This is a genomic window from Glutamicibacter sp. BSL13, assembly GCF_052928425.1.
Genome location: NZ_JAVGCZ010000012.1, coordinates 38530 through 58849, shown reverse-complemented (window position 1 = coordinate 58849; position 20320 = coordinate 38530). Strand labels below are relative to the sequence as shown.

The following is a 20320-nucleotide window of genomic DNA, read 5'->3' as shown; positions in this document are numbered from 1 at the left end:
AGGAAATCCACGGGTTCGTGGTGATCATGTTGGTGATCCACGCTACGCCGTAGAGCGTTCAATCATTATGAAGCGGAGGTTCCAGCTCTGACCAGACCTACCAAGCCCTACACCTCATATCGTCTAGATGAATAAGTCCTAACGCGCCGGACCTATAACAAAGCCCCCTGAACAGGACGGAAAATCTAGTCAGAGGGCTTTTAAAGCTTAGCGGAGAGTGTTAAGAATTATGGTGTGAACAAAAACCTCAACACCCTCCTGACAACACTTTACGTGTTCATCACCGACCATGTCATCCCGACCGTGCCTACCAGGCAGCGGCCCGGCCGCCGCCGCTTGCTCAGCGACGCGGAACTGCTCTGCCTGGCCGTGGCCCAGCACCTGCTGCATGGGGACTGCTCCGAAACCCGGTGGATCCGCTACGCCCGCACCCATCTGAAAGACATGTTCCCCCACATCCCCCAGCAATCCGGATACAACAAGCGCATCCGCGCCGCCGCCCCGCTGATCTCCCACACCCTCACCGTCCTGGCCAAGGACGTTCCCACCTGGGGTGATGTGCTGCGACTGCTGGATTCCACCCCGGTACCTTGTGGCCAGTCGCGCGAAACGGTCAAACGCTCGGACCTGGCCGGGCAGGCCGGCTACGGGTACTGCGCCTCGCATTCCAGGTTCTTCTGGGGGTTCCGGCTCTACCTGGCCTGCACGCCGGAGGGCATGCCGGTCGTCTGGGGGCTGGCCAACCCGAAGATCGGCGAACGCGAAGCGATCGCTGCAATGCTCGATGCCAGCAGCGACCTGGTCGCCGACGGGCAAGTCATCCTGGCCGACAAGGGATTTGCCGGCAACGAATTCGAAGCGTTCATCACCCATGGTCTCAAGGCGCATCTGGTGCGCCCGGACCGGAAGGATGAGAAGCCGCGCTTCGGGGACTTCGGCGGGATTCGCCAGTGGGTCGAGTCGGTTTTCGACACTCTCAAGGGCCAGCTCGGTCTGGAACGCCATGGAGCCCGGACCCTGGAAGGGGTGATGGCCAGGGTCGCATCCAAGCTGCTGGCCATGGCGGCCGCGATCTGGCATAACTGGAAGATCGATGCCCCGCGCAAGCGCTCCTTGGTTGCGTATGATCACTGAGAACGCGGGGCCATCAATAGGAATTAATCATCTAGGCCCGGCTACAGTGTGAAGGCTTGGAGATCCCTGGTGGGGATCTCCAGGCCTTGCTTCGTTTCGGGCTACACCCGGGAAGCGTCGGGCCACAGGTCCTTGGAAGGATCGCGCACCTCGGTCTGCTCTTCCTGCACGTCATAGACCGTGAACCCGCGGGCCTGGTAGTTCGGCAGGGCCTGCTGCCCATCCAGGGAGCAGGTGTGCAGCCACACCCGGCTGACCGGCGCCATCCCGGCATGGCGTTCGTCCAGTGTCCAGGCCCGCCGGATCCCCTCGGTGAGCAGGGCGCCACCCAGCCCCTGGCCGATGGCCTGGGGGAAGAGGCCGAAGTAGAAGATTTCCACCTCGGTCCCGGCGGTGCCGGGCACAGCGGCCAACTCGATGTACCCCTGCGGAGCCCCATGGCGGTAGAGCACATGGGTTTCGGAGCCCGGGGCCCGCAGTTGCTCCAGCCACTGTCGACGGGTGAGCACCAGGCGATCGGCCCAGTGCAGTTCGCTGCCCACCCCCAGGTACAGGAAGCGGGAGAACTCCGGGGTGATCTGCTGGACCCAGTCGATGCGCGCATCCTCGGGCAGGGGACGCGAGGAGGGGACCAGCTGGGAGGGATCGGTTTGCTGCAGGTAGGTGACGGTGACTAAGGCCATGACCGCATCGTACGCGCCTGCCCCCGGTCATTTCTGCCGCAACTAGCTAGAATCGCAATTGTGACTTCCACCGATTTTGCCGCCGTTGACGACGCCCCACGCAGTGACCAGCAGGCGCTGCTTGATTCCCTGTATTTCGATCTAACCGCACTGGACTTCACGTTCGATGCGATCACGGCCCTGCTCGGGCAGGAAGCGGTGGAGGCGTTCGGCCGCGACCAGATCCCGCCGGCATTGCGCCAGGTGCGCCGGGCGACCCCGAAGCAGTCCGGGCTGGCCACGGTGATTGGGTTGTTCCAGCTGGGCCAGGGCTACCCGGCCGACCGGATCGATGCGGCCTTCAGCCGCACCGGGGTGCAGGGGCTTTTGCGGCTGGGATTGATTGAGCAGTATGGTCCAGGGCTGCGGGCCAGGGTGGCCCTGACCCCACACGCATCGGACAGCTCCGCGGAACTGTGGGTGGCGCACGACCTGGGCGCGCACCAGCGCCCCGGGGTCCTGCGGGCGGACCATGTGCTGGGCATCGGCCAGGCGTCCTTGACCCTGGCGCAGATCACGTTGCGTCCCCAGGTGGACCGGGCCCTGGATTTGGGCACCGGGTGCGGCATCCAGACATTCCACCTGCTGGCCCACTGCCGGCATGTCACGGCCACCGACCTTTCCGTGCGCGCCCTGGCCTTCACCCGGTTTAACCTGCTGCTGAACCACCGGCAGCTGGAGGTGGATCCGGCTCGGCTGGAGGAGCGGGTGAGCCTGCGGTGCGGCAGCCTGTTTGAACCGGTACAGGGGCAGCGCTTTGACCTGATCGCCACCAACCCGCCCTTTGTCATCACCCCGCGCGCGGAGGACGAAGCGATCTTCACCTACCGTGATGGCGGGATGGCCGGGGACAGCCTGGTCCAGGCCCTGATTTCGCAGCTGCCCAGCTACCTGGAGCCCGGGGGCAGTGCACAGATGCTGGCGAATTGGGAAATCCCGCTGGGCGAGCAGCCCTGGGATCAGCGGATCCGCCCGTGGTTTGATCCGGCATTGGATGTCTGGGTCATCCAGCGGGAGCAGTCCAGCCCCAGCCTGTACGCCGAAACCTGGCTGCGCGATGCCTCCCAGGACCAGGACCCCGAACAGTATCAGCAGGCCTACCAGGCGTACCTGGATGACTTTGCCGGCCGTTCGGTCGCCGGGATCGGGTTCGGCTACGTCTACCTTGGCCTGGCCCGGGACGGGCATCGGCCCGAGCAGCGTTTCGAATCCATCACCCACCCGGTCCAGCAGCCGCTGGCGCCCTTCCTGCAGCGGGACCTGCACACCGCAGCCGAGCTGCGTGCCGCCAACGGGCAATGGGGACAGTGGCACCTGGAGGTCGCGGAGGACGTGACCGAGGAGCGCCACCAGCGCCCGGGCGCCGAACATCCCGGGGTGATCCTGCTGCGCCAGGGCGCGGGGCTGCGCCGCAGCGAGGTGCTGGACACCGCCCAGGCCGGGTTCGTGTCCGCCAGTGACGGGGAACTGAGCGTGGACCAGCTGGTCAATGCGCTGGACGCGCTGATCGGGGAGGGGGATGAATCCTTCGCCGATCGCCTACGTGACGGGGTGGAACGCTTAATCCGGCATGGCTTTCTTCGCAAAGTGTGAAACAAGGACTAAAGTTTTTCGGTATGACACAGAACACATCCGAGAGGCCTGACGAGCACCAGGCCCCTGGGGCCGCGCCGGACCCGAAACTGGTGTCCATCACCGACCCCCAGGCGATTCGCGCGCTGGCCCACGACGCCCGGCTCATCGTGCTCGACGAACTCTTTGCCTCCCAGACCACACGCACCGCCACCGAGCTGGCCACCTTGTGCTCCCTGACCCCCAGTGCGATGAGCTACCACCTGCGGGCGCTGGAGAAGTACGGATACGTGGTGCGCGCCGCCAATGAGGGTGATGCGCGCGAACGCCGGTGGAAGGCGGCCGGTGAACGCCTGGAGCTGAACACCCACGACGGTTCGGCCAACGCCAAGACCGCCTACCTGAATGTGCAGCTGAACAACTTCCGCACCCGGCTGAACGCCGAGGTGGCCCGCCGCGAGGCCGAGGCCAAGGCCGGCATCGTGGCCCCCGCGGACCGCCCACCGCTGCTCAGCAGCGGGCTGGTGTTCCTCCCGGAGGACAAGCAGAAGGAATTTAACCGCCGGCTGATGGACCTGATCTACGAATATGAGGCCATGGCCACAGCCGAGGAGCGCAGTATCCACTCCACCCGGATGTTCTACTTGGTATCGTTGTTGCCCGAGTACCCGCATCCTTCCCCGGCCGGGGCGTAGCAAGGACAGGCTGCTGCCCGATGTATGATCATCGGGAATCGTGGCTCAGCACTGGAGCCATGGATGCATCTTGGCGACAACGACAGCGGGTCTGATAGTTTCGGGGTCGGGTTGTTGCCGACACCGTGTGAAGGAGAGCCGTGCCCCCGAAGGCCAAGGAAAAAACCGGTAAGAAGCTCGTCATCGTCGAGTCCCCTGCCAAAGTGAAGTCGATTGCCAAGTACCTGGGCGAAGGCTTCGACGTGGACGCCTCGGTGGGGCACATCCGTGACCTTCCCCAGCCCTCGGAACTGCCGACCGAGCTGAAGAAGACCTCGGTGGGCAAGTTTGCGGTCGACCTGGACAACGACTTCGAGCCCTACTACGTGGTGTACCCGGACAAGAAGAAGCGCGTCTCCGAGCTGAAGGCCAAGCTGAAGGAAGCCGACGAGCTCTACCTGGCCACAGATGCGGACCGCGAGGGCGAAGCCATCGCGTGGCACCTGCTGCAGGTGCTCAAGCCCAAGGTGCCGGTGCGCCGCCTGGCCTTCACCGAGATCACCAAGGAGGGCATCGAACGCGCCCTGGGCAACATGCGCGAACTGGACACCGACCTGGTGGACGCGCAGGAGACCCGGCGCGTGCTGGACCGCCTCTACGGCTATGAAATCTCCCCGGTGCTCTGGCGCAAGATCGCCCGCGGGCTCTCCGCCGGCCGTGTTCAGTCGGTGGCCACCCGCCTGGTGGTGGAGCGTGAACGCGAACGCATGGCGTTCATCTCCGCCGGCTACTGGGACATCAAGGGCGTCTTCGCCACCGGCAACGCCGAATCCTTTGCCGCCAAGCTTTCCTCCGTGGACGGGGCCCGCGTGGCCTCCGGCCGCGACTTCGATGACCGTGGGCAGCTCAAGAGCTCGCGCAGCGCGGTGACCCACCTTGACGAGACGGCCGCCCGCTCACTGGTGGAAAACCTGGTCGAGGCCGATTTCAAGGTCACCTCGGTGGAGGACAAGCCCTACACCCGCCGCCCGGCCGCACCATTCACCACCTCCACGCTGCAGCAGGAGGCCTCGCGCAAGCTGCGCTGGAGCTCGCGGATCACCATGCAGGTCGCTCAGCGCCTGTATGAAAACGGCTACATCACCTATATGCGTACCGACTCGGTGTTCCTCTCCAACGAGGCCGTGCACGCGGCCCGCACCCAGGCCACCGAACTGTACGGCGCGGACTCGGTGCCCGAGCGTCCGCGCGTCTACAAGGCCAAGACCGACGCCGCGCAGGAGGCCCACGAAGCCATCCGCCCGGCCGGTGACATGTTCCGCCGGCCCAGGGATGTGCGCGCCTCGCTGAGCAAGGACGAGTACACGCTGTACGAGCTGATCTGGAAGCGCACCGTCGCCTCCCAGATGTCCGACGCGAAGGGCTTTACCGCCACCATCAAGCTGGCCGGCACCGCCAGCGACCAGCGGGTGGCCGAGTTCTCCGCCTCCGGCACCGTGATCACCTTCCGCGGCTTCCTGGCCGCCTACGAGGAGGGCAAGGACACCACCCCGGAGGCCGAGGCCAGCGAGTCCGCCGAGGCCCGCCTGCCGCAGCTGAAGGTCGGGGACGGGCTGAACGGCACCGAACTGGAGGCCCTGGGCCACGAAACCACCCCGCCGGCCCGCTACACCGAAGCCTCGATCGTGGCGGAACTGGAAAAGCGGGAGATCGGGCGCCCCTCCACCTACGCGCCGACCATTTCAACCATCATGGACCGTGGCTACGTCACCAAGCGCGGCGGCGCCCTGGTGCCCAGCTGGATCGCCTTCTCGGTGATCCGCCTGCTGGAGGAGCACTTCGCCCAGTACGTGGACTACGACTTCACCGCCCGGCTGGAAGATGACCTGGACGAGATCGCCAAGGGCCAGCGCGCCCGCAGCGACTGGCTGAACCTGTTCTACTTCGGCAGCGACGCGGCCAGCGGGCTGAAGCACGTGGTGGAAAACCTGGGGGACATTGACGCCCGGGCCATCAACTCCATTGCCATCACCGATGACATCGTGCTGCGCGTCGGCAAGTTCGGCCCCTACCTGGAACGCGCCCTGCCCGCCGATGCGGCCGAGGACGCCACCCCTGAGCGCGCGAACGTGCCCGAGGACCTGGCCCCGGATGAGCTGACGGCGGAAAAGGCCGAGGAGCTGTTCGCCAACTCGCAGGTTTCCGAACGCGAGCTGGGGGTGGATCCGCAGACCGGGCGCACCATCCTGGCCAAGGACGGGCGCTACGGGGCCTACGTCACCGAGGTGATCCCGGAGCCGACCGCCGAGGAACTGGCCGCCCAGCCGGTGGAGTACTACAAGAACGGCAAGCCCAAGCCGCCGAAGAAGCCGGCCAAGATCAAGCCGCGCACCGGTTCGCTGTTCAAGTCAATGAGCATTGAGACCGTCACCCTGGAGGAGGCGCTGAAGCTGCTGAGCCTGCCGCGCGTGGTGGGCACCGATGCCGAGGGTGAGGAAATCACGGTGCAGAACGGGCGCTTCGGCCCGTACCTGAAGAAGGGCAGCGACTCGCGTTCCATTGAATCCGAGGAGCAGATCTTCACCATCACCCTGGAGGAGGCGCTGGCGATCTACGCCCAGCCCAAGCAGCGCGGCCGGCGTGCCGCGGTGCCGCCGCTGGCCGAATTCGGCACCGACCCGACCAGTGAGAAGAACATCGTGGTCAAGGACGGACGCTTCGGACCATACATCACCGACGGGGAAACGAACATCACCGTCCCGCGAGGCACCGCGATCGAGGAGCTGACCCGGGAAAAGGCCATCGAGCTGCTGGCCGAGAAACGGGCCCGCGGCCCGGTCAAGCGCAAGAGCGCCGCCAAGAAGGCCCCGGCCAAGAAGGCGACGACCACCAAGAAGAGCACCACGAAGGCCTCCACGGCAAAGAAGGCCACCACGGCCAAGACCACCGCGAAGAAGACCGAGAAGTAGCGCAGGCTACCCGACGCGAAGGACATCTGATGAGGCTGGGCGTACTGGACATCGGTTCGAACACCGTGCACCTGCTGCTGGTGGACGCCTACCCCGGCGCCCGGCCCAACCCCTACGCGTCGCACAAGCGCCCGCTCTCCCTGGTGCAGTACCTGAACGAGTACGGGGCCATCACCGAGGAGGGGCAGCGCGAACTGATCGGCTTCATCACCGAGGCCTCCCGGTTCGCGCGCAGCCACCGGGTGGAGGACTTCATGGCCTTCTGCACCTCCGCGATCCGCGAATCCTCCAACGGCGCCCACGTGTTGGAACGCGTGGAGGCCGAGACCGGGGTGAAGCTGCTGGAGCTTTCGGGTGAAGAGGAAGCGGGCATGACGTTCTATGCGGTGCGCCGCTGGTTCGGCTGGGCCTACGACTCGATCCTGAACCTGGACATGGGCGGCGGGTCGCTGGAACTGGCCCTGGGCAACGATGAATTCCCGCAGGTGGCCTACTCGGTGCCGCTGGGCGCCGGGCGGCTGACCCGCGAATGGCTGCCCGATGACCGGCCCACCCCCAAGCAGGTCAAGGAGCTGCGCACCTATGTGCGCGATGTGCTCTCGGACCCCACCACGGAGCTGGCCCAGTACGGCAAACCGTCCCTGGCCACCGCCACCTCCAAGACCTTCCGCTCCCTGGCCCGGATTACCGGGGCCGCCCCCAGCACCGAGGGGCCCTATGTGAAGCGGGTGCTGGAACGCGAAAGCCTGAAACTGTGGACGAACCGGCTGATGGCCATGAGCTGGGAGGAACGCGCCGAACTGCCCGGGGTTTCCCAGGTGCGGGCCCCGCAGCTGCTGGCCGGCGCGTTGGTGGCGATCGAGGCCATGAAGAAACTGAAGATCAAACACCTGCGCATTTGCCCGTGGGCGCTGCGTGAAGGGCTGATGCTGCGCCGTTTTGATCATGTCTTGTTTGACTCTTCGACTCCGCTAAGTAGTAGCGTGGGAGTTGGAGAGGTAGCGCTCGGTGCCGGGATGGGGCAACTGCCCGCACCCGCGGAAACGAATTAGCCCCGGCTCGGGGTTGATCGGCACACCAGTGCTTGGAAGAAGGGGCTGAGTCATGCAAGAGCCTGCAACAACGTCAATCCCCATCACGCTGTCCAGTGCCTCGGTCTACCCCCTGACCGTGCACGACGCGTTCGCGGTGGCCAAGGATGTGGGCTACGACGGGCTGGAGGTGCTGATCACCGGCAACCAGGCCACCCAGTCGGCCACCGCCCTGCTGGCGCTGATGGACAAGTACCAGCTGCCTATTCGGGCCGTCCACGCCCCGACGCTGCTGCTCACCCAGCAGGTGTGGGGCTCGGCGTGGGCAAAAATCGAACGCTCGGTAATCCTGGCCCAGGCCGTGGGGGCCGAGGTCGTCGTGGCCCACCCGCCGTTCCGCTGGCAGGGGAACTATGCCCTGGAGTTCGCCGGGGGAGTGCAGCGGCTGACCGACTCGACCGGGATGAAGATCGCGGTGGAGAACATGTACCCGTGGCGGGCCCGCGGACGCGAAGCGAAGATGTACCTGCCGCACTGGGACCCGGTACCGCAGTCCTACCCGCACGTCACCTGGGATTTCTCCCACGCGGCGATCGCCGAGATGGATTCGCGCAAGGCCGTGGAGCAGCTGGGGGAGCGCCTGGCGCACCTGCACCTGTGCGACGGGCTGAACAACGGCAAGGACGAACACCTGGTGCCCGGGCGCGGCACCCAGCCGGTGGCCGAAACCCTGCAGTACCTGCGCGACACCGACTTTGGCGGGGTCATCGCGGTGGAGGTCTCCACCCGCAAGGCCAAGGGCACCGGGCAGAAGGAACAGTGGCTGGGGGAAACCCTCGAATACGCCCGCACCCACCTGGCGCTGCCGGATACCGCAGATCGAACGAAGTAAGGACACCATGAGCGAACTGACCAACTCGTTGACCCTGGCCTTTTTGGGCACCGGCTCCATGAACGGGGCGATCCTGCGCGGCATCCTGGGAGCCGGGCACGACCCGAAGCTGATCACCGCGACCATCCGCAGCGACGCGCGTGAGGCCGAGCTGCGCGAGCTGGGAGTGAACGTGGTGGTGACCGGGCAGGATCCCGAGGCGAACGCGCGGGTCGCGGCCGAGGCGGACGTCGTCTTCCTGGGGGTCAAGCCGGTGGGGATCACCGAGCTGTGCGACCAGATCTCCGCAGCGCTGCGCCCGCAGACCGTGGTGGTTTCGGTGGCCGCGGCCATCACCCTGCAGTCCATGGCCGCCCACCTGCCGCAGGACCAGCCGCTGGTGCGCGCCATGCCCAACACCCCGCTGCAGGTGGGGGCCGGGGTGGTGGGCCTTAGCCCGGCCCCGGCCGTCAGTGAACAGCAGCTGCAGCAGGTCATTGACCTGTTCGCCGGCTCCGGTGAGGTGCACGTGATCGAGGAGGCCCAGCAGGACGCGCTCTCGGCGATCTCCGGCTCCGGGCCGGCCTACGGCTTCTTCCTGGCCGAGGCGATGGCCAAGGCCGGGATGAAGTTGGGCCTCGACGAGCAGCTGGCCATCGACCTGGCCCGGGCCACCGTCGCCGGGGCCGGAAAGATGCTGGCCGATCCGCAGGCGAACCCCGGGCACCTGCGCAAGAAGGTCACCAGCCCCAACGGCACCACCGAGCAGGCGATCGCCACCTTCCAAAAGGGCGGCATGGAGCAGCTCATCGCCGACGGCGCCGCCGCCGCCGCCCAGCGCGCCGCCCAGATCAGCCGCGAACTGGGCTAGCCGGCACAATCCGGGAACACGCGCAGCACGCTCACGCAAAGGCCGGCGGCCTGGACCCTTCGGGGTTCTGGCCACCGGCCGTGGTCTTTGGGCGTCCGGGCCCGGCTAGGGGCGGGAGGCGAAGCGCTCGAGCAGGTCCACGTGTCCTGAGACGATCAGTACGTCGCGGCGGGTGACCACCGTATCGGGCACGGCGTAGGTGAAGTCCTCGCCGGGGGACTTCACCCCCACAATCGTCACCCCGTACTTGGAACGCACATTGGATTCGGCCAGGGTGAAGCCCTGGGTTTCCTTTGGCGGGTACATCTTCACGATCGCGAACCCGTCATCGAATTCGATGAAGTCCAGCATCCGCCCGCCCACCAGGTGGGCGGCGCGCACCCCGGCGTCCGCTTCCGGGTAGATCACGTGGTTCGCCCCGATGCGGGTGAGGATCTTGCCGTGGGCCGGGGTGATCGCCTTGACCCACAGGTGCTCGATCCCCAGATCCACCAGGTTCACGGTGATCAGCACGGAGGACTCGATGGAGGTGCCCACCCCGACCACGGCGGAGGAGAATTCCTGGGCGCCCAACTGGCGAAGCGCGTCGATGTTCGTGGCGTCCGCGGCCACCACGTGGGTCAGCGAACTGGCCCACTTCTGCACCAGTTCGGGGTCACGTTCAATGGCCAGGACCTCACGGCCCTGCTTGACCAGCTGCTCGGCCACCGCGATGCCGAAACGGCCCAGCCCGATCACCAGGACCGGAGCATTGTGCGAAATAGATCTATCAGCCAATGATCGGCCTCTCTTCCGGGAACTGGTACAGGGTATCGCGCTGGCGCATGGTCAGCGCGCTTGCCAAGGTAATGCTACCGATGCGCCCGGCGAACATCAGCGCCGAGAGCACGTACTTGCCCTCCGGGGGCAGTTCGGCCGAAACATTCATGCTCAGCCCCACGGTGCCAAAAGCGGAGATTGATTCGAACAGCGCCCGCTGGAAGGAGAGCGTGTCATCAATGACCAGCAGCGCCCCCACCGCCACCGCCACCAGCGTGGCACCGAGCACGACCACCGAGATCGCCACGCGCATGGTGCTCTCGGGCAGGCGGCGGCCAAAGGCGCGCACCTCCTTGTCGCCACGCACCTCGGCGAAGATCGCCAGGAACATCACCGCAATGGTGGTGACCTTGATGCCGCCGGCGGTGGAGGCCGAGCCGCCGCCGGCGAACATCAGCGCATCGGTCAGCAGCACCGTCACCGGCTGCATGTCGGAGGGCTCCACCAGGTTCATCCCGCCCGAACGCATCATCACCGAGGCGAAGAGCGCATTGACGATCTTCTCCCCGGCATCCTCCCCGCCGATGGTGCGCTGGTTGTTCCATTCAAAGAGCAGCCACAGCACGGTGCCGCTCAGCAACAGGATCGTGGTGGTCAGCAGCGTCAGCTTCGCATGCAGCGTCCAGCGCCGGTGGTTCAGCCGGTGCGCGGCCAACACCATGATCACCGGGAAGCCCAGCGAACCGACGAACACCCCGAGCATCAGCGGGATCAGGATCCACAGGTCCATCTCATAGGGCACCAGCCCATTGGAGTGCGGGGTGAAGCCCACATTGTTAAACGCCGAGACGGCGTAGAACACCCCGTGCCAGATCGCCGAGAGCGGGCCTTCGCCCAGCACGTAGAAGCGTGGAATCAGCAGCAGCGAGAGCAGGCCCTGCAGGGTGATCGCGGTCAGGATCACCACGCGCAGCAGCGAACCAACCTCACCCAGGGTGGAGGTCGCGGCCGTGTTCATCGAACTTTGCGCCACCAGCTTCCCACGCACGCCCAGGCGCTTGGACACCGCCAGGGAGAGCAGGGAGGCGATCGTGAGGATCCCCAACCCGCCAATGAACATCGCCACCAGAAGAATCAGCTGGCCAAAGAACGACCAGTGCACCGCGGTGCTCACCGTGGTCAGACCGGTCACGCACACCGCGGAGACGGCAGTGAACAGCGCGTCGTGCAACGGGGTGGGTTCGCCGCTGGCCGAGGCGAAGGGCGCGGAGAGCAGCGCGGTGAACAGGGTGATCACCAGCAGGAACGCGCCCAGGGCCAGCCGGGCGGGGGAGCGGGCGGTGAAGTCGGACAGTGCCGCCTTGACGCGCAACAGCTGCTTGCGTTTGCGTAACCACAAGCTGTCAGCGGGCCCGCTGGGGCGCTGCTGCATGGGGTCGCTCATCGATGCCTCTCCTGCGGGAAAGAAGTGGGGATAGAAGTACTGACTCTTCAGAGTAATCTACGCCCCGCACCGCCTGCGCGCAGGCGCACGCGGCGCCAAGGTGGCACTGGGGCACAAATGTGAGCCGACGCATTGAGTTCGGTCACAATCCGGTAGCGTAGAAGACGTGCTACAACCTCAACGTGCTCCGCGCCCGACACTGGTGGTCTGGGATGAAAAGTACCTGCAGTACAAGTTCAGCGACTACCACCCCATGCATCCCTCCCGCCTGGAGCTGACCATGCGCCTGAGCCAGGAGCTGGGGGTGATGCGCGGGGCGAACCTGGAGGTGGCACCGCCCACCGTTGCCGCGGACAGCGAATTGCTCACCGTGCATTCGCAGGACTACCTGGACCAGGTGCGCAGGGTCAGCCAGGACCCCACCCTCCAGGCCCCGGACTACGGGCTGGGCACGGAGGATGATCCGGCGTTCGCCGGCATGCACGAGGCCAGCGCCCGGCTCTTCGGCGGCTCCCTGGTTGCCGCCGAGGCCATCGTGCAGCAAAAGGCGGTGCGGGCGGTGAACTTCGCCGGCGGGATGCACCATGCGGCGCGGGAGAAGGCCAGTGGGTTTTGCATCTACAACGATGCGGCCGCCGCCATCCAGTTCCTGCTGGATCAGGGGGTGCAGCGGGTGTGCTACATCGACGTGGACGCGCACCACGGGGACGGCACCGAATCCCTGTTCTGGGACGAGGAGCGGGTGCTGACCATCTCCATCCATGAATCCGGGATGAGCCTGTTTCCCGGCACCGGGTTCGCAAACGAGATCGGCGGGGAGCGGGCGCGTGGCAGTGCGGTGAACCTGGCGCTGCCGGCGATGACCGGGGACGCCGGCTGGATGCGGGCCTACCATGCGGTGGTGCCGCAGCTGGTGAAGGCCTTTGAACCCGAGGTGATCGTCTCCCAGCACGGCTGCGACTCGCACCGGGACGATGACCTGACCAACCTGAAGCTCTCCGTCGATGCCCAACGCCAGGTGGCGCTGGATATCTCCCAGCTGGCAGATGAGGTCTGCGAGGGCCGGTGGATCGCCACCGGCGGGGGCGGGTACAACGTCACCGCCGTGGTGCCGCGCACCTGGAGCCACCTGATCGCGATTGCCGCGGACAAGCCGGTGCCGCTGCGCACCTATGTGCCCGAGACCTTCCGGCGCTACGTGCTGGAAACCTACGGCAAGGCGATGCCGTACCTGATGGGGGACGACGCGGAACTGTGGTGGCGCAACTGGGAGATCGGCTATGACCCGGCCGACCCGGTGGACCGTTCCATCATCGCCACCCGCAAGGAAGTCTTCCCGCTCTACGGACTGGACCCCTGGTTCGACTAGCCCCGGCACCGGCTACCGGCAAAACGCCCTATATGCCGCTAGGGTTATGTCTGTGGCTATTGATGAACTGTTCGCAGCGCTGGCCGAACCGACCCGGCGGCGCATCATGGAGGAACTGAAGGACGAGGCCCTGGCCGTGGGGATGCTGGTCGAGCGCCTGCAGATCTCCCAGCCCACCGTGTCCAAGCACCTGAAGGTGCTGCGCGAGGCGTCGCTGGTGAGCATGACCGCCCAGGGCCAGCGCCGCATCTATTCCCTGGACCTGCCCGCCATTGAGACCCTGGGCCAGTGGTGCGCGGACTTCCTGCCCGAGCCGCAGCCGGCGGAGGCAACCGTCGCCCAGCTCACCGAGGTCACCGCCGCGACCGCTGCGGTGATGCCCGCGAACGCCGGAACCCCGGCCACCACCGCCGCCCAGCAGCTGGGGCGCACCGTGGGGCGCAGCCTGGAACACGTCACCGGCCGGGCCCATGAACTGATTGAGCGTTTCCCCCGTTTCGGGCGCAAACGCTAGGCTGCGCACCACCGCCGAACGTTACGTGCGGCACAAAAAAATTGACGTAAAATTTCCGACATCGCGCACCACCGTGGCATTCTCTTCGGTGGGGCAGTGACGCCGGTTCTGCGGTAGAACTCTGCCCCAGCGCCTGCCCCAAGTGATGAGGAGAGTAACTTGGACCAGCATTTAGCGACTATCCGCGATGAGGTATTCCGCAGGAATCCCGGGGAAGCCGAATTCCACCAGGCCGTTACCGAGGTTTTCGAGAGCCTCGAAGCCGTCTCCCAGAAGCACCCGGAATACGCCGAAGCCGCGATCCTGCAGCGCATGTGCGAGCCGGAACGCCAGATCATCTTCCGTGTGCCGTGGACCGATGACGCCGGACGGGTTCAGATCAACCGCGGCTTCCGCGTCGAGTTCAACTCCGCGCTGGGCCCCTACAAGGGCGGACTGCGCTTCCACCCCTCGGTCTACCTGGGCACCGTGAAGTTCCTGGGCTTTGAACAGATCTTCAAGAACTCGCTGACCGGCATGCCCATCGGCGGCGGCAAGGGCGGTTCGGACTTCGACCCGCGCGGCAAGTCCGATGCGGAGGTCATGCGCTTCTGCCAGTCCTTCATGACCGAGCTGTACCGGCACATCGGCGAATACACCGACGTCCCGGCCGGGGACATTGGCGTGGGCGGGCGCGAGATCGGCTTCCTGTTCGGCCAGTACAAGCGCATCACCAACCGCTACGAGTCCGGGGTGCTCACCGGCAAGGGGCTGAGCTGGGGTGGGTCCCTGGTGCGTCCGGAAGCCACCGGCTACGGTGCGGTCCTCTTCGCCCAGGAGATGCTCGCCACCCGCAACACCAGCTTTGAGGGCCAGCGTGTGGTGGTCTCCGGGTCGGGCAACGTGGCGATCCACGCAATCGAAAAGGCCCAGCAGTTCGGTGCCCACGTGGTGGCGGCCTCGGACTCTGGCGGCTACATCGTGGATGAGAACGGCATCGATGTTCCGCTGCTGCGCCAGATCAAGGAAGTTGAGCGCGAGCGGATCAGCGAATACGCCAAGCGCCGCGGCAGCAAGAAGGCCCGCTACGTTGCGGACGGGAACGTGTGGGACGAAAAGTGCACGGTCGCCCTTCCCTGCGCCACCCAGAACGAGTTGGGGGCCAGCTCGGCCAAGAAGATGATTTCCGGTGGGCTGATCGCGGTGGCCGAAGGTGCGAACATGCCCTGCACCGCCCAGGCGGTTTCCCTGTTCCAGGACGCCGGGGTGCTCTTCGGCCCGGGCAAGGCGGCCAACGCCGGTGGCGTGGCCACCTCCGCGCTGGAAATGCAGCAGAACGCCAGCCGTGACTCCTGGTCCTTCGCCCACACCGAGCGCCGCCTGAGTGAAATCATGATCGGCATCCACGACCGGTGCGCGGCCACGGCCGAGGAATACGGGGTACCGGGCAACTACGTGGCCGGGGCGAACATTGCCGGTTTCGTGAAGGTCGCCGACGCGATGCTCGCCCAGGGGCTGATCTAGGCCCGGGCTTCGGCCTTCGGGCCGGGCACGGCCTTGGAACCGCGGGCGCGGCCGCAGGCGACAGCCACGGCCGCGCCCGCGGCGTGTCCGGCACCTTGCGGATCGCGAACTACTGGTGCGTGCGCGTGTGTTCATGCTTCGAAAAGCGGTCGGCCACCCAGTAGACTATGGTGAAGGTGTACGTGACGTTACCGACGTTGATCACAAGTCGAAGAAGTTCATGTATGCCGACAGCGCGACGAAACAGAGATCAGCGTCAGGAGAAAGTCCCCTATGGCGGATAAACAGAATTTTGCTGGAGCACGATTCATGACTGTGGCCGAGGTGGCCGAGATGATGCGTGTTTCAAAGATGACCGTTTATCGTCTGATCCACGCCGGTGATTTACCCGCCGTGCAGTTCGGCCGCTCCTATCGCGTTCCGGAAAACGCCGTTGAAGCCTACCTGCAGGCCGCAGGTGTCGATCCTCACAGGGGAACTGGATCGTACGGCAGGTAGACGGCAGATAGGATGACCGTGGTCAGAAACCGGCCATGGAGCGGGTAACCTATTAAGGAACGTTTAACGTCCGGTCGGCCGTGCGTGAAGCCTTTGTTGGCTTGATGGTAACGCGGTCGATGCATTTATTTAGTCTGTGAGGAACCACTATGGGCTCAGTTGTTAAGAAGCGCCGCAAGCGTATGTCGAAGAAGAAGCACCGCAAGCTGCTTCGCAAGACTCGCCACCAGCGCCGCAACAAGAAGTAGTCTCGCACCGCGAAACATGTTCTTGGAGATGATCGCCATCGCCCGAAGGCTTTGCCCTTGGCGGTGGCGATTGTTGTATCCCCAAGCTGTCGACGGCGTGCCGCCGCAGGACCGGGCCGCCTTCGACACCGGCACCCCCACCAAGCAGCTACCCGATGGGCGATGGGGGAGGCGCTGGGCGCCGAGACCGGTTAGCGGCCGCCGCCGTGCCGCAGCCGCTGCAGGCTGCGCCGGGCCGCCCACAGGGCGCCAATGACCCCGGCCAGCTTCAGGCTCACCCGGGCCGCACGCTGCCCGGTGCGGAAGTCATAAACTTGCCAGCCGCGCTCCTTGGCGTAGGCGCGCAGCCGGGCATCGGGGTTGATGGCCACCGGGTGGCCGACAACCTCCAGCAACGGCACGTCATTGTAGGAATCCGAGTATCCCCAGGACCCAGCGAGGTTGATGTTCTGCTGCTGGGCCAGCTCCAGCACCGCCTGCGCCTTGTCCGCGCCGTGCAGGATGGGGCCGGTCAGCCGTCCGGTGTATTCCCCGTTTTCGCTTTCCACCCGGGTTCCCAGGGCTCCGGTCAGTTCCAGGCGCCGGGCGATCACCCCGGCCACCTCGGTGGGGGTGGCGGTGACCAGCCAGACCTCGCGCCCCACGTTCAGGTGCTGGCGGGCAATGGCCACGGTCCCGCCCCACAGCTTGGGGTGAATGAATTCGTCATAGATCTCATCCCCGAGCTCGCGCATCTGCTCGACCTTCACCCCGCGCACCATGTCGAGGGCCCGGTCACGGATGGCGGTGATGTCGCCCAGGTGCTCCCCACGGGCCAGGAAGCTAAGCTGCTTGAGCGCGAAGAACAGCACCTCGCGGAAGTGGAAGAACTTGTGCTGGTGCATCTTGCGGGCCACCGCGTACAGCGAGGCTCCGCGCACCAGGGTGTTGTCAACGTCAAAGAACGCCGCGATCCGCCCCTCGGTGGGGGCAGGATGCTGCGCAGTGTCCCGTACTTCGTTGGCTTCCATTAGCCCAAGTTTAGCCGGTGGCCCTGCGCTTCTTCCCGCGGGGCCGGCCCCGGGCGGGGCGTCGCAAAGCGGCGCCAACACCCGTGCCCGGGATGCGGCGTGAGAACATGGAAGGGTGAAACAGACTCCCGAAATCCAGCTGTTGGTGCGCCAGGAATGCCATTTGTGCGCTGCCGCCCGCCAGACCGTGGCCGAGGTGACCTCGCGCCTGGGAATGAGCTTCAGTGAAGTGGACATCGACACCCGCCCAGAATTGCGTGAGCAACACCATGAAGAGGTGCCGGTGCTGCTGATCGACGGGCAGGTCCGGGACTTCTGGCGAATCGACCCGCAACGGCTCGAACGCCTGCTGCGCGAGCACTAGGCCGCAGCCCGTTCCGCCGCTGACCCCAACCGAAAGAGCCCTCCTTGCCCCTATCCGAACCGCGAATCCTGCCCGAGGCCACGCTGATGCGTCTAACGCAGTACCTGCGGGCCTTGAACGCCTTGGACACCCAGGGCGTGGAACGCACCAGTTCGGGGGTCCTGGCCGAGGCGGCCGGGGTGAATCCGGCGATCCTGCGCAAGGACCTGTCGCTGCTGGGCTCCTACGGCACCCGCGGGGTGGGCTACGTGGTGCGCGAACTGGCCGACCATATCAGCCGCACCCTGGGCCTGGATCAGGACTGGCGGGTCCTGATCATCGGGGCCGGCAACCTCGGGCGCGCCCTGAGCGGGTACGCCGGATTCCGTTTCCGCGGCTTCCACGTCAAGGCCATGCTGGACAGCGACCCGGACCTTGTGGGGCATCGGGTCGGGGAACTGGTGGTGCGCGACGCAGCCGAACTGGGTGCGGTGGTCACCGAGCAGCAGATCAACATCGCGGTGCTGGCGGTGCCCGGCGCGGCTGCCCAGCCGCTGGTGGACCAGCTGGCCGATGCCGGGGTGAAAAGCATCCTCAGCTTCGCCCCGCACGTCATCCGTGCCCCCAGGGGGGTGGAGGTGCGCCGGGTGGATCTGTCCACCGAACTGCAGATCCTGGCCTACCACGCGGTGCGCAACGACCTGGAAACCGGGCAGGGGCCACTGTCCGGGCTGGGAACCGAAGCCTAGGATTCTTGGGCTCCACCTCAGAGCCGCACCTCGGAGCCGAGCACGATGGTGCGTTCGGGCGGCAGCTGGAACATTTCCGCGCGCGGGGCCTGGTTCTTCTCCAATGCCACAAACAGCCTGCGCCGCCACCGGCGCAGGCTTTCCGGGTGCGGGCTGTGCAGGGTGAGCACCGAGAGGAAATACAGCGCCTGGCTGAAATCGATGTCGCACTCGGGCACCTGGTCGTGCACCAGCGCCAGGTTCGCCGGAATGTTCTGCCGGTCCAGGTAGCCGGTGTGGATGGTGATCCGGGTGATGCCGTGGCTGGCGCTCAAATGCTGGTCCACCTCAAAGCGCGAGTGCACCGGTACGTGTGGGCGGTGCGCGTAGGCGATCCGCACGATCACCACTTGTTCGTGCAGCATCCGGAAAATCCGGGTGCACAGCAGCAACGACAGGGGAGTGCTGTGCAGGTTCGGGTGCGGGAAGACCGCCACCCCGGCCGTACGGCGCAGGTTGGGGGCGGACAGTGCTTCCACAAAGCCGCTGAACGAGCCCTCCAGCTCGGCCCGGTAGGCCGCCACGGTGCGGAACCCGCGCTGCCAGGTGGTCATCACCACCAGCATGCCCCCGGCCAGGGCCAGCGGCACCCAGCCCCCGGAAAGCAGCTTGGCCGAGTTCGCCGCCAGCAGCACCACTTCCAGCAGCCCGATGGCCAGCAGGTAGGCTCCGACCTTCCACCAGCGCCAGCGCCACACCAGCACCGCGAAGATCAGGAAGATCACCGATTCCAGCAGCAGGGTCCCGGTCACCGCCAGGCCGTAGGCGTTGGCCAGCCCGGAGGAGGACCCGGCGACCACCATCACGGTGAGCACCGCGGCCAACAGCACCCAGTTCACGCCGGGAAGGTAGATTTGTTCCTCGTCGCGCCGGGAGGTGTACTTCACGCTCAGCCGGGGCAGCAACCCCAATCGCATCGCCTGGCGGGTCACCGAGTAGGCCCCGGCAATCACCGCCTGGGAGGCGATCACGGTGGCCAGCGTGGCATAGATGACCAGCGGCACCCGCAGGGCCGGCGGGGCCAGGTAGAACATCGGGTTTTCCACCGCCTGCGGGTACCCAGTACCAGGGCGCCCTGCCCCAGGTACACCAGCAGCAGGGCGGGCATCACCACCCACAGCCATGCCCGGCGCACCGCCCGGGCGCCGAACAGGCCCATGTCCGCGTACAGGGCCTCGGCCCCGGTCACCGTCAGCACGATCGCCCCAAACAGGATGAACCCCTGCACCGGGTGGTTCAGCAGCAGCAGGCCGGCCCACTGTGGGGACAATCCCAGCAGGATCTGCGGGTGCGCGGCGATCTGCGGCAGCCCCAGCGCCGCCAGGAGGAGGAACCAGCCGAGCATGATCGGTCCCAGGGCGCGGGCGACCCTGCCGGTGCCGAAGGGCTGGATGGCGAACAAAACCAGCAGCACGGCCACGGCCGCCGGGAGGATGAGCCCGGCCAGGGCCGGGGAGACGGTGGCCATCCCCTCCACGGCGCTGAGCACGGAGATTGCCGGGGTGATCACCGAGTCGCCGAAGAACAGCGCCGCCCCGGCCATCGCCAGCACGGTGACCAGCACCATGCCTCGGGCGGAGGTCAGCCGGGAGCGCAGCAGCCCCAGCAGCGCCAGGATCCCGCCCTGCCCATGGTTGTCCGCCCGGGTCACCAGCAGCACATACTTCACCGTGACGATCAGGGTCAGTGTCCACAACACCATGGAGATCACCCCGTAGAGGTTCTCGGCGTCCACGGGCACCGCGTTGTGCTCCATGCTGAAGGCGGTGTGCAACGCGTACAGCGGACTGGTGCCGATATCCCCAAAGACCACCCCCAGGGCCCCCAGCCCCGCGGTGGCCGCCCCCTGGGAGCTGATGCCGCGGCGGCCCCGGTTGGGCCCGGCGGCGGCGCGCTTTGCCTGAGGCGACGGTTCCGACCTGGGAAAACGGTTCGGGCGATGGTGCGGCCTGCTGATCCGGTGCTGGGCAACCATGACCTTATTGTGCGCCCCTTGACGG

At 66.3% G+C, this 20320-nt stretch carries 19 protein-coding genes and 1 pseudogene; 14 read left to right on the top strand and 6 right to left on the bottom strand.

What is annotated here, in order from left to right:
- Positions 1-234 precede the first annotated feature (234 nt).
- Positions 235-1134 (top strand): IS982 family transposase, encoded by a 900-nt coding sequence (locus RCJ92_RS03880; RefSeq protein WP_446753806.1) that lies wholly within the window; start codon positions 235-237, stop codon positions 1132-1134.
- A 101-nt stretch (positions 1135-1235) separates the two neighbouring features.
- On the opposite strand, the gene RCJ92_RS03875 is transcribed toward RCJ92_RS03880, so the two are convergent.
- The gene (locus RCJ92_RS03875) at positions 1236-1817 is read right to left on the bottom strand and encodes a GNAT family N-acetyltransferase (protein WP_138176904.1); all 582 of its coding nucleotides are present in this window, start codon (positions 1815-1817) and stop codon (positions 1236-1238) included.
- A gap of 60 nt (positions 1818-1877) precedes the next feature.
- Between RCJ92_RS03875 and RCJ92_RS03870 the strand changes: the two genes are divergently transcribed.
- From RCJ92_RS03870 to proC, 6 genes are all read left to right on the top strand, one after another.
- Positions 1878-3449 (top strand): DUF7059 domain-containing protein, encoded by a 1572-nt coding sequence (locus tag RCJ92_RS03870; protein WP_446753805.1) that lies wholly within the window; start codon positions 1878-1880, stop codon positions 3447-3449.
- A gap of 23 nt (positions 3450-3472) precedes the next feature.
- The gene (locus RCJ92_RS03865) at positions 3473-4123 is read left to right on the top strand and encodes an ArsR/SmtB family transcription factor (protein ID WP_446753804.1); all 651 of its coding nucleotides are present in this window, start codon (positions 3473-3475) and stop codon (positions 4121-4123) included.
- 140 nt (positions 4124-4263) lie between these two features.
- A complete protein-coding gene (topA, locus tag RCJ92_RS03860; protein WP_446753803.1) occupies positions 4264-7071 on the top strand; it encodes a type I DNA topoisomerase in 2808 nt (935 codons plus the stop codon).
- Positions 7072-7100: 29 nt separating this feature from the next.
- Positions 7101-8123: a Ppx/GppA phosphatase family protein gene (locus RCJ92_RS03855; protein ID WP_138176915.1), complete on the top strand. Its 1023-nt coding sequence runs from the start codon at positions 7101-7103 to the stop codon at positions 8121-8123.
- Positions 8124-8175: 52 nt separating this feature from the next.
- The gene (locus RCJ92_RS03850; protein ID WP_446753802.1) at positions 8176-8994 is read left to right on the top strand and encodes a sugar phosphate isomerase/epimerase family protein; all 819 of its coding nucleotides are present in this window, start codon (positions 8176-8178) and stop codon (positions 8992-8994) included.
- Between the two features lie 7 nt (positions 8995-9001).
- Complete coding sequence (gene proC / locus RCJ92_RS03845; RefSeq protein ID WP_446753801.1) at positions 9002-9844, top strand: pyrroline-5-carboxylate reductase; 843 nt, start codon at positions 9002-9004, stop codon at positions 9842-9844.
- 105 nt (positions 9845-9949) lie between these two features.
- Here proC and RCJ92_RS03840 read toward each other — a convergent pair whose 3' ends face one another.
- Positions 9950-10621, bottom strand: coding sequence for a potassium channel family protein (locus RCJ92_RS03840; RefSeq protein ID WP_054821453.1), 672 nt, complete (start codon positions 10619-10621; stop codon positions 9950-9952).
- Positions 10614-12047 carry a TrkH family potassium uptake protein gene (locus RCJ92_RS03835; RefSeq protein ID WP_446753800.1) on the bottom strand — a complete coding sequence of 478 codons (1434 nt, stop codon included), beginning with the start codon at positions 12045-12047 and terminating at the stop codon, positions 10614-10616. The genes RCJ92_RS03840 and RCJ92_RS03835 overlap by 8 nt, the downstream gene beginning before the upstream one ends.
- A gap of 253 nt (positions 12048-12300) precedes the next feature.
- On the opposite strand from RCJ92_RS03835, the gene RCJ92_RS03830 reads away from it, so the two are divergent.
- The 5 genes from RCJ92_RS03830 to RCJ92_RS03810 all read left to right on the top strand — a co-directional run bounded on the left by RCJ92_RS03830 (position 12301) and on the right by RCJ92_RS03810 (position 16179).
- On the top strand, positions 12301-13416 hold the full coding sequence (locus RCJ92_RS03830; protein ID WP_343834029.1) for an acetoin utilization protein AcuC: 1116 nt from the start codon (positions 12301-12303) through the stop codon (positions 13414-13416).
- 52 nt (positions 13417-13468) lie between these two features.
- Positions 13469-13930 (top strand): ArsR/SmtB family transcription factor, encoded by a 462-nt coding sequence (locus tag RCJ92_RS03825; RefSeq protein WP_446753799.1) that lies wholly within the window; start codon positions 13469-13471, stop codon positions 13928-13930.
- Between the two features lie 159 nt (positions 13931-14089).
- Positions 14090-15433 (top strand): NADP-specific glutamate dehydrogenase, encoded by a 1344-nt coding sequence (gene gdhA / locus RCJ92_RS03820; RefSeq protein WP_138176930.1) that lies wholly within the window; start codon positions 14090-14092, stop codon positions 15431-15433.
- A 273-nt stretch (positions 15434-15706) separates the two neighbouring features.
- Complete coding sequence (locus RCJ92_RS03815; RefSeq protein ID WP_054822018.1) at positions 15707-15931, top strand: helix-turn-helix domain-containing protein; 225 nt, start codon at positions 15707-15709, stop codon at positions 15929-15931.
- A gap of 149 nt (positions 15932-16080) precedes the next feature.
- Positions 16081-16179 (top strand): 30S ribosomal protein bS22, encoded by a 99-nt coding sequence (locus RCJ92_RS03810; RefSeq protein ID WP_019174583.1) that lies wholly within the window; start codon positions 16081-16083, stop codon positions 16177-16179.
- 191 nt (positions 16180-16370) lie between these two features.
- Here RCJ92_RS03810 and RCJ92_RS03805 read toward each other — a convergent pair whose 3' ends face one another.
- Positions 16371-17189, bottom strand: coding sequence for an HAD family hydrolase (locus RCJ92_RS03805; protein ID WP_138926656.1), 819 nt, complete (start codon positions 17187-17189; stop codon positions 16371-16373).
- 115 nt (positions 17190-17304) lie between these two features.
- On the opposite strand from RCJ92_RS03805, the gene RCJ92_RS03800 reads away from it, so the two are divergent.
- Positions 17305-17553, top strand: a complete 249-nt coding sequence (locus RCJ92_RS03800) for a glutaredoxin family protein (protein ID WP_246049548.1) — start codon at positions 17305-17307, stop codon at positions 17551-17553.
- 44 nt (positions 17554-17597) lie between these two features.
- Positions 17598-18281, top strand: coding sequence for a redox-sensing transcriptional repressor Rex (locus tag RCJ92_RS03795; RefSeq protein WP_446753798.1), 684 nt, complete (start codon positions 17598-17600; stop codon positions 18279-18281).
- Positions 18282-18298: 17 nt separating this feature from the next.
- Here RCJ92_RS03795 and RCJ92_RS03790 read toward each other — a convergent pair whose 3' ends face one another.
- Positions 18299-18874: a KUP/HAK/KT family potassium transporter gene (locus RCJ92_RS03790; protein ID WP_446753808.1), complete on the bottom strand. Its 576-nt coding sequence runs from the start codon at positions 18872-18874 to the stop codon at positions 18299-18301.
- A pseudogene (locus tag RCJ92_RS03785) lies at positions 18872-20295 on the bottom strand (KUP/HAK/KT family potassium transporter); the annotation flags it as partial. The gene RCJ92_RS03790 and the pseudogene RCJ92_RS03785, both read right to left, overlap by 3 nt.
- Positions 20296-20320 lie beyond the last annotated feature (25 nt).

Excerpts from the sequence above, each read along its gene's own strand:
- RCJ92_RS03875 (WP_138176904.1), bottom strand. The coding sequence starts at position 1,817 with ATGGCCTTAGTCACCGTCACCTACCTGCAGCAAACCGATCCCTCCCAG.
- RCJ92_RS03865 (WP_446753804.1), top strand. The coding sequence starts at position 3,473 with ATGACACAGAACACATCCGAGAGGCCTGACGAGCACCAGGCCCCTGGG.
- RCJ92_RS03855 (WP_138176915.1), top strand. The coding sequence starts at position 7,101 with ATGAGGCTGGGCGTACTGGACATCGGTTCGAACACCGTGCACCTGCTG.
- RCJ92_RS03850 (WP_446753802.1), top strand. The coding sequence starts at position 8,176 with ATGCAAGAGCCTGCAACAACGTCAATCCCCATCACGCTGTCCAGTGCC.
- proC (WP_446753801.1), top strand. The coding sequence starts at position 9,002 with ATGAGCGAACTGACCAACTCGTTGACCCTGGCCTTTTTGGGCACCGGC.
- RCJ92_RS03835 (WP_446753800.1), bottom strand. The coding sequence starts at position 12,047 with ATGAGCGACCCCATGCAGCAGCGCCCCAGCGGGCCCGCTGACAGCTTG.
- RCJ92_RS03830 (WP_343834029.1), top strand. The coding sequence starts at position 12,301 with ATGCATCCCTCCCGCCTGGAGCTGACCATGCGCCTGAGCCAGGAGCTG.
- RCJ92_RS03815 (WP_054822018.1), top strand. The coding sequence starts at position 15,707 with ATGGCGGATAAACAGAATTTTGCTGGAGCACGATTCATGACTGTGGCC.
- RCJ92_RS03810 (WP_019174583.1), top strand. The coding sequence starts at position 16,081 with ATGGGCTCAGTTGTTAAGAAGCGCCGCAAGCGTATGTCGAAGAAGAAG.
- RCJ92_RS03805 (WP_138926656.1), bottom strand. The coding sequence starts at position 17,189 with ATGGAAGCCAACGAAGTACGGGACACTGCGCAGCATCCTGCCCCCACC.
- RCJ92_RS03790 (WP_446753808.1), bottom strand. The coding sequence starts at position 18,874 with ATGACCACCTGGCAGCGCGGGTTCCGCACCGTGGCGGCCTACCGGGCC.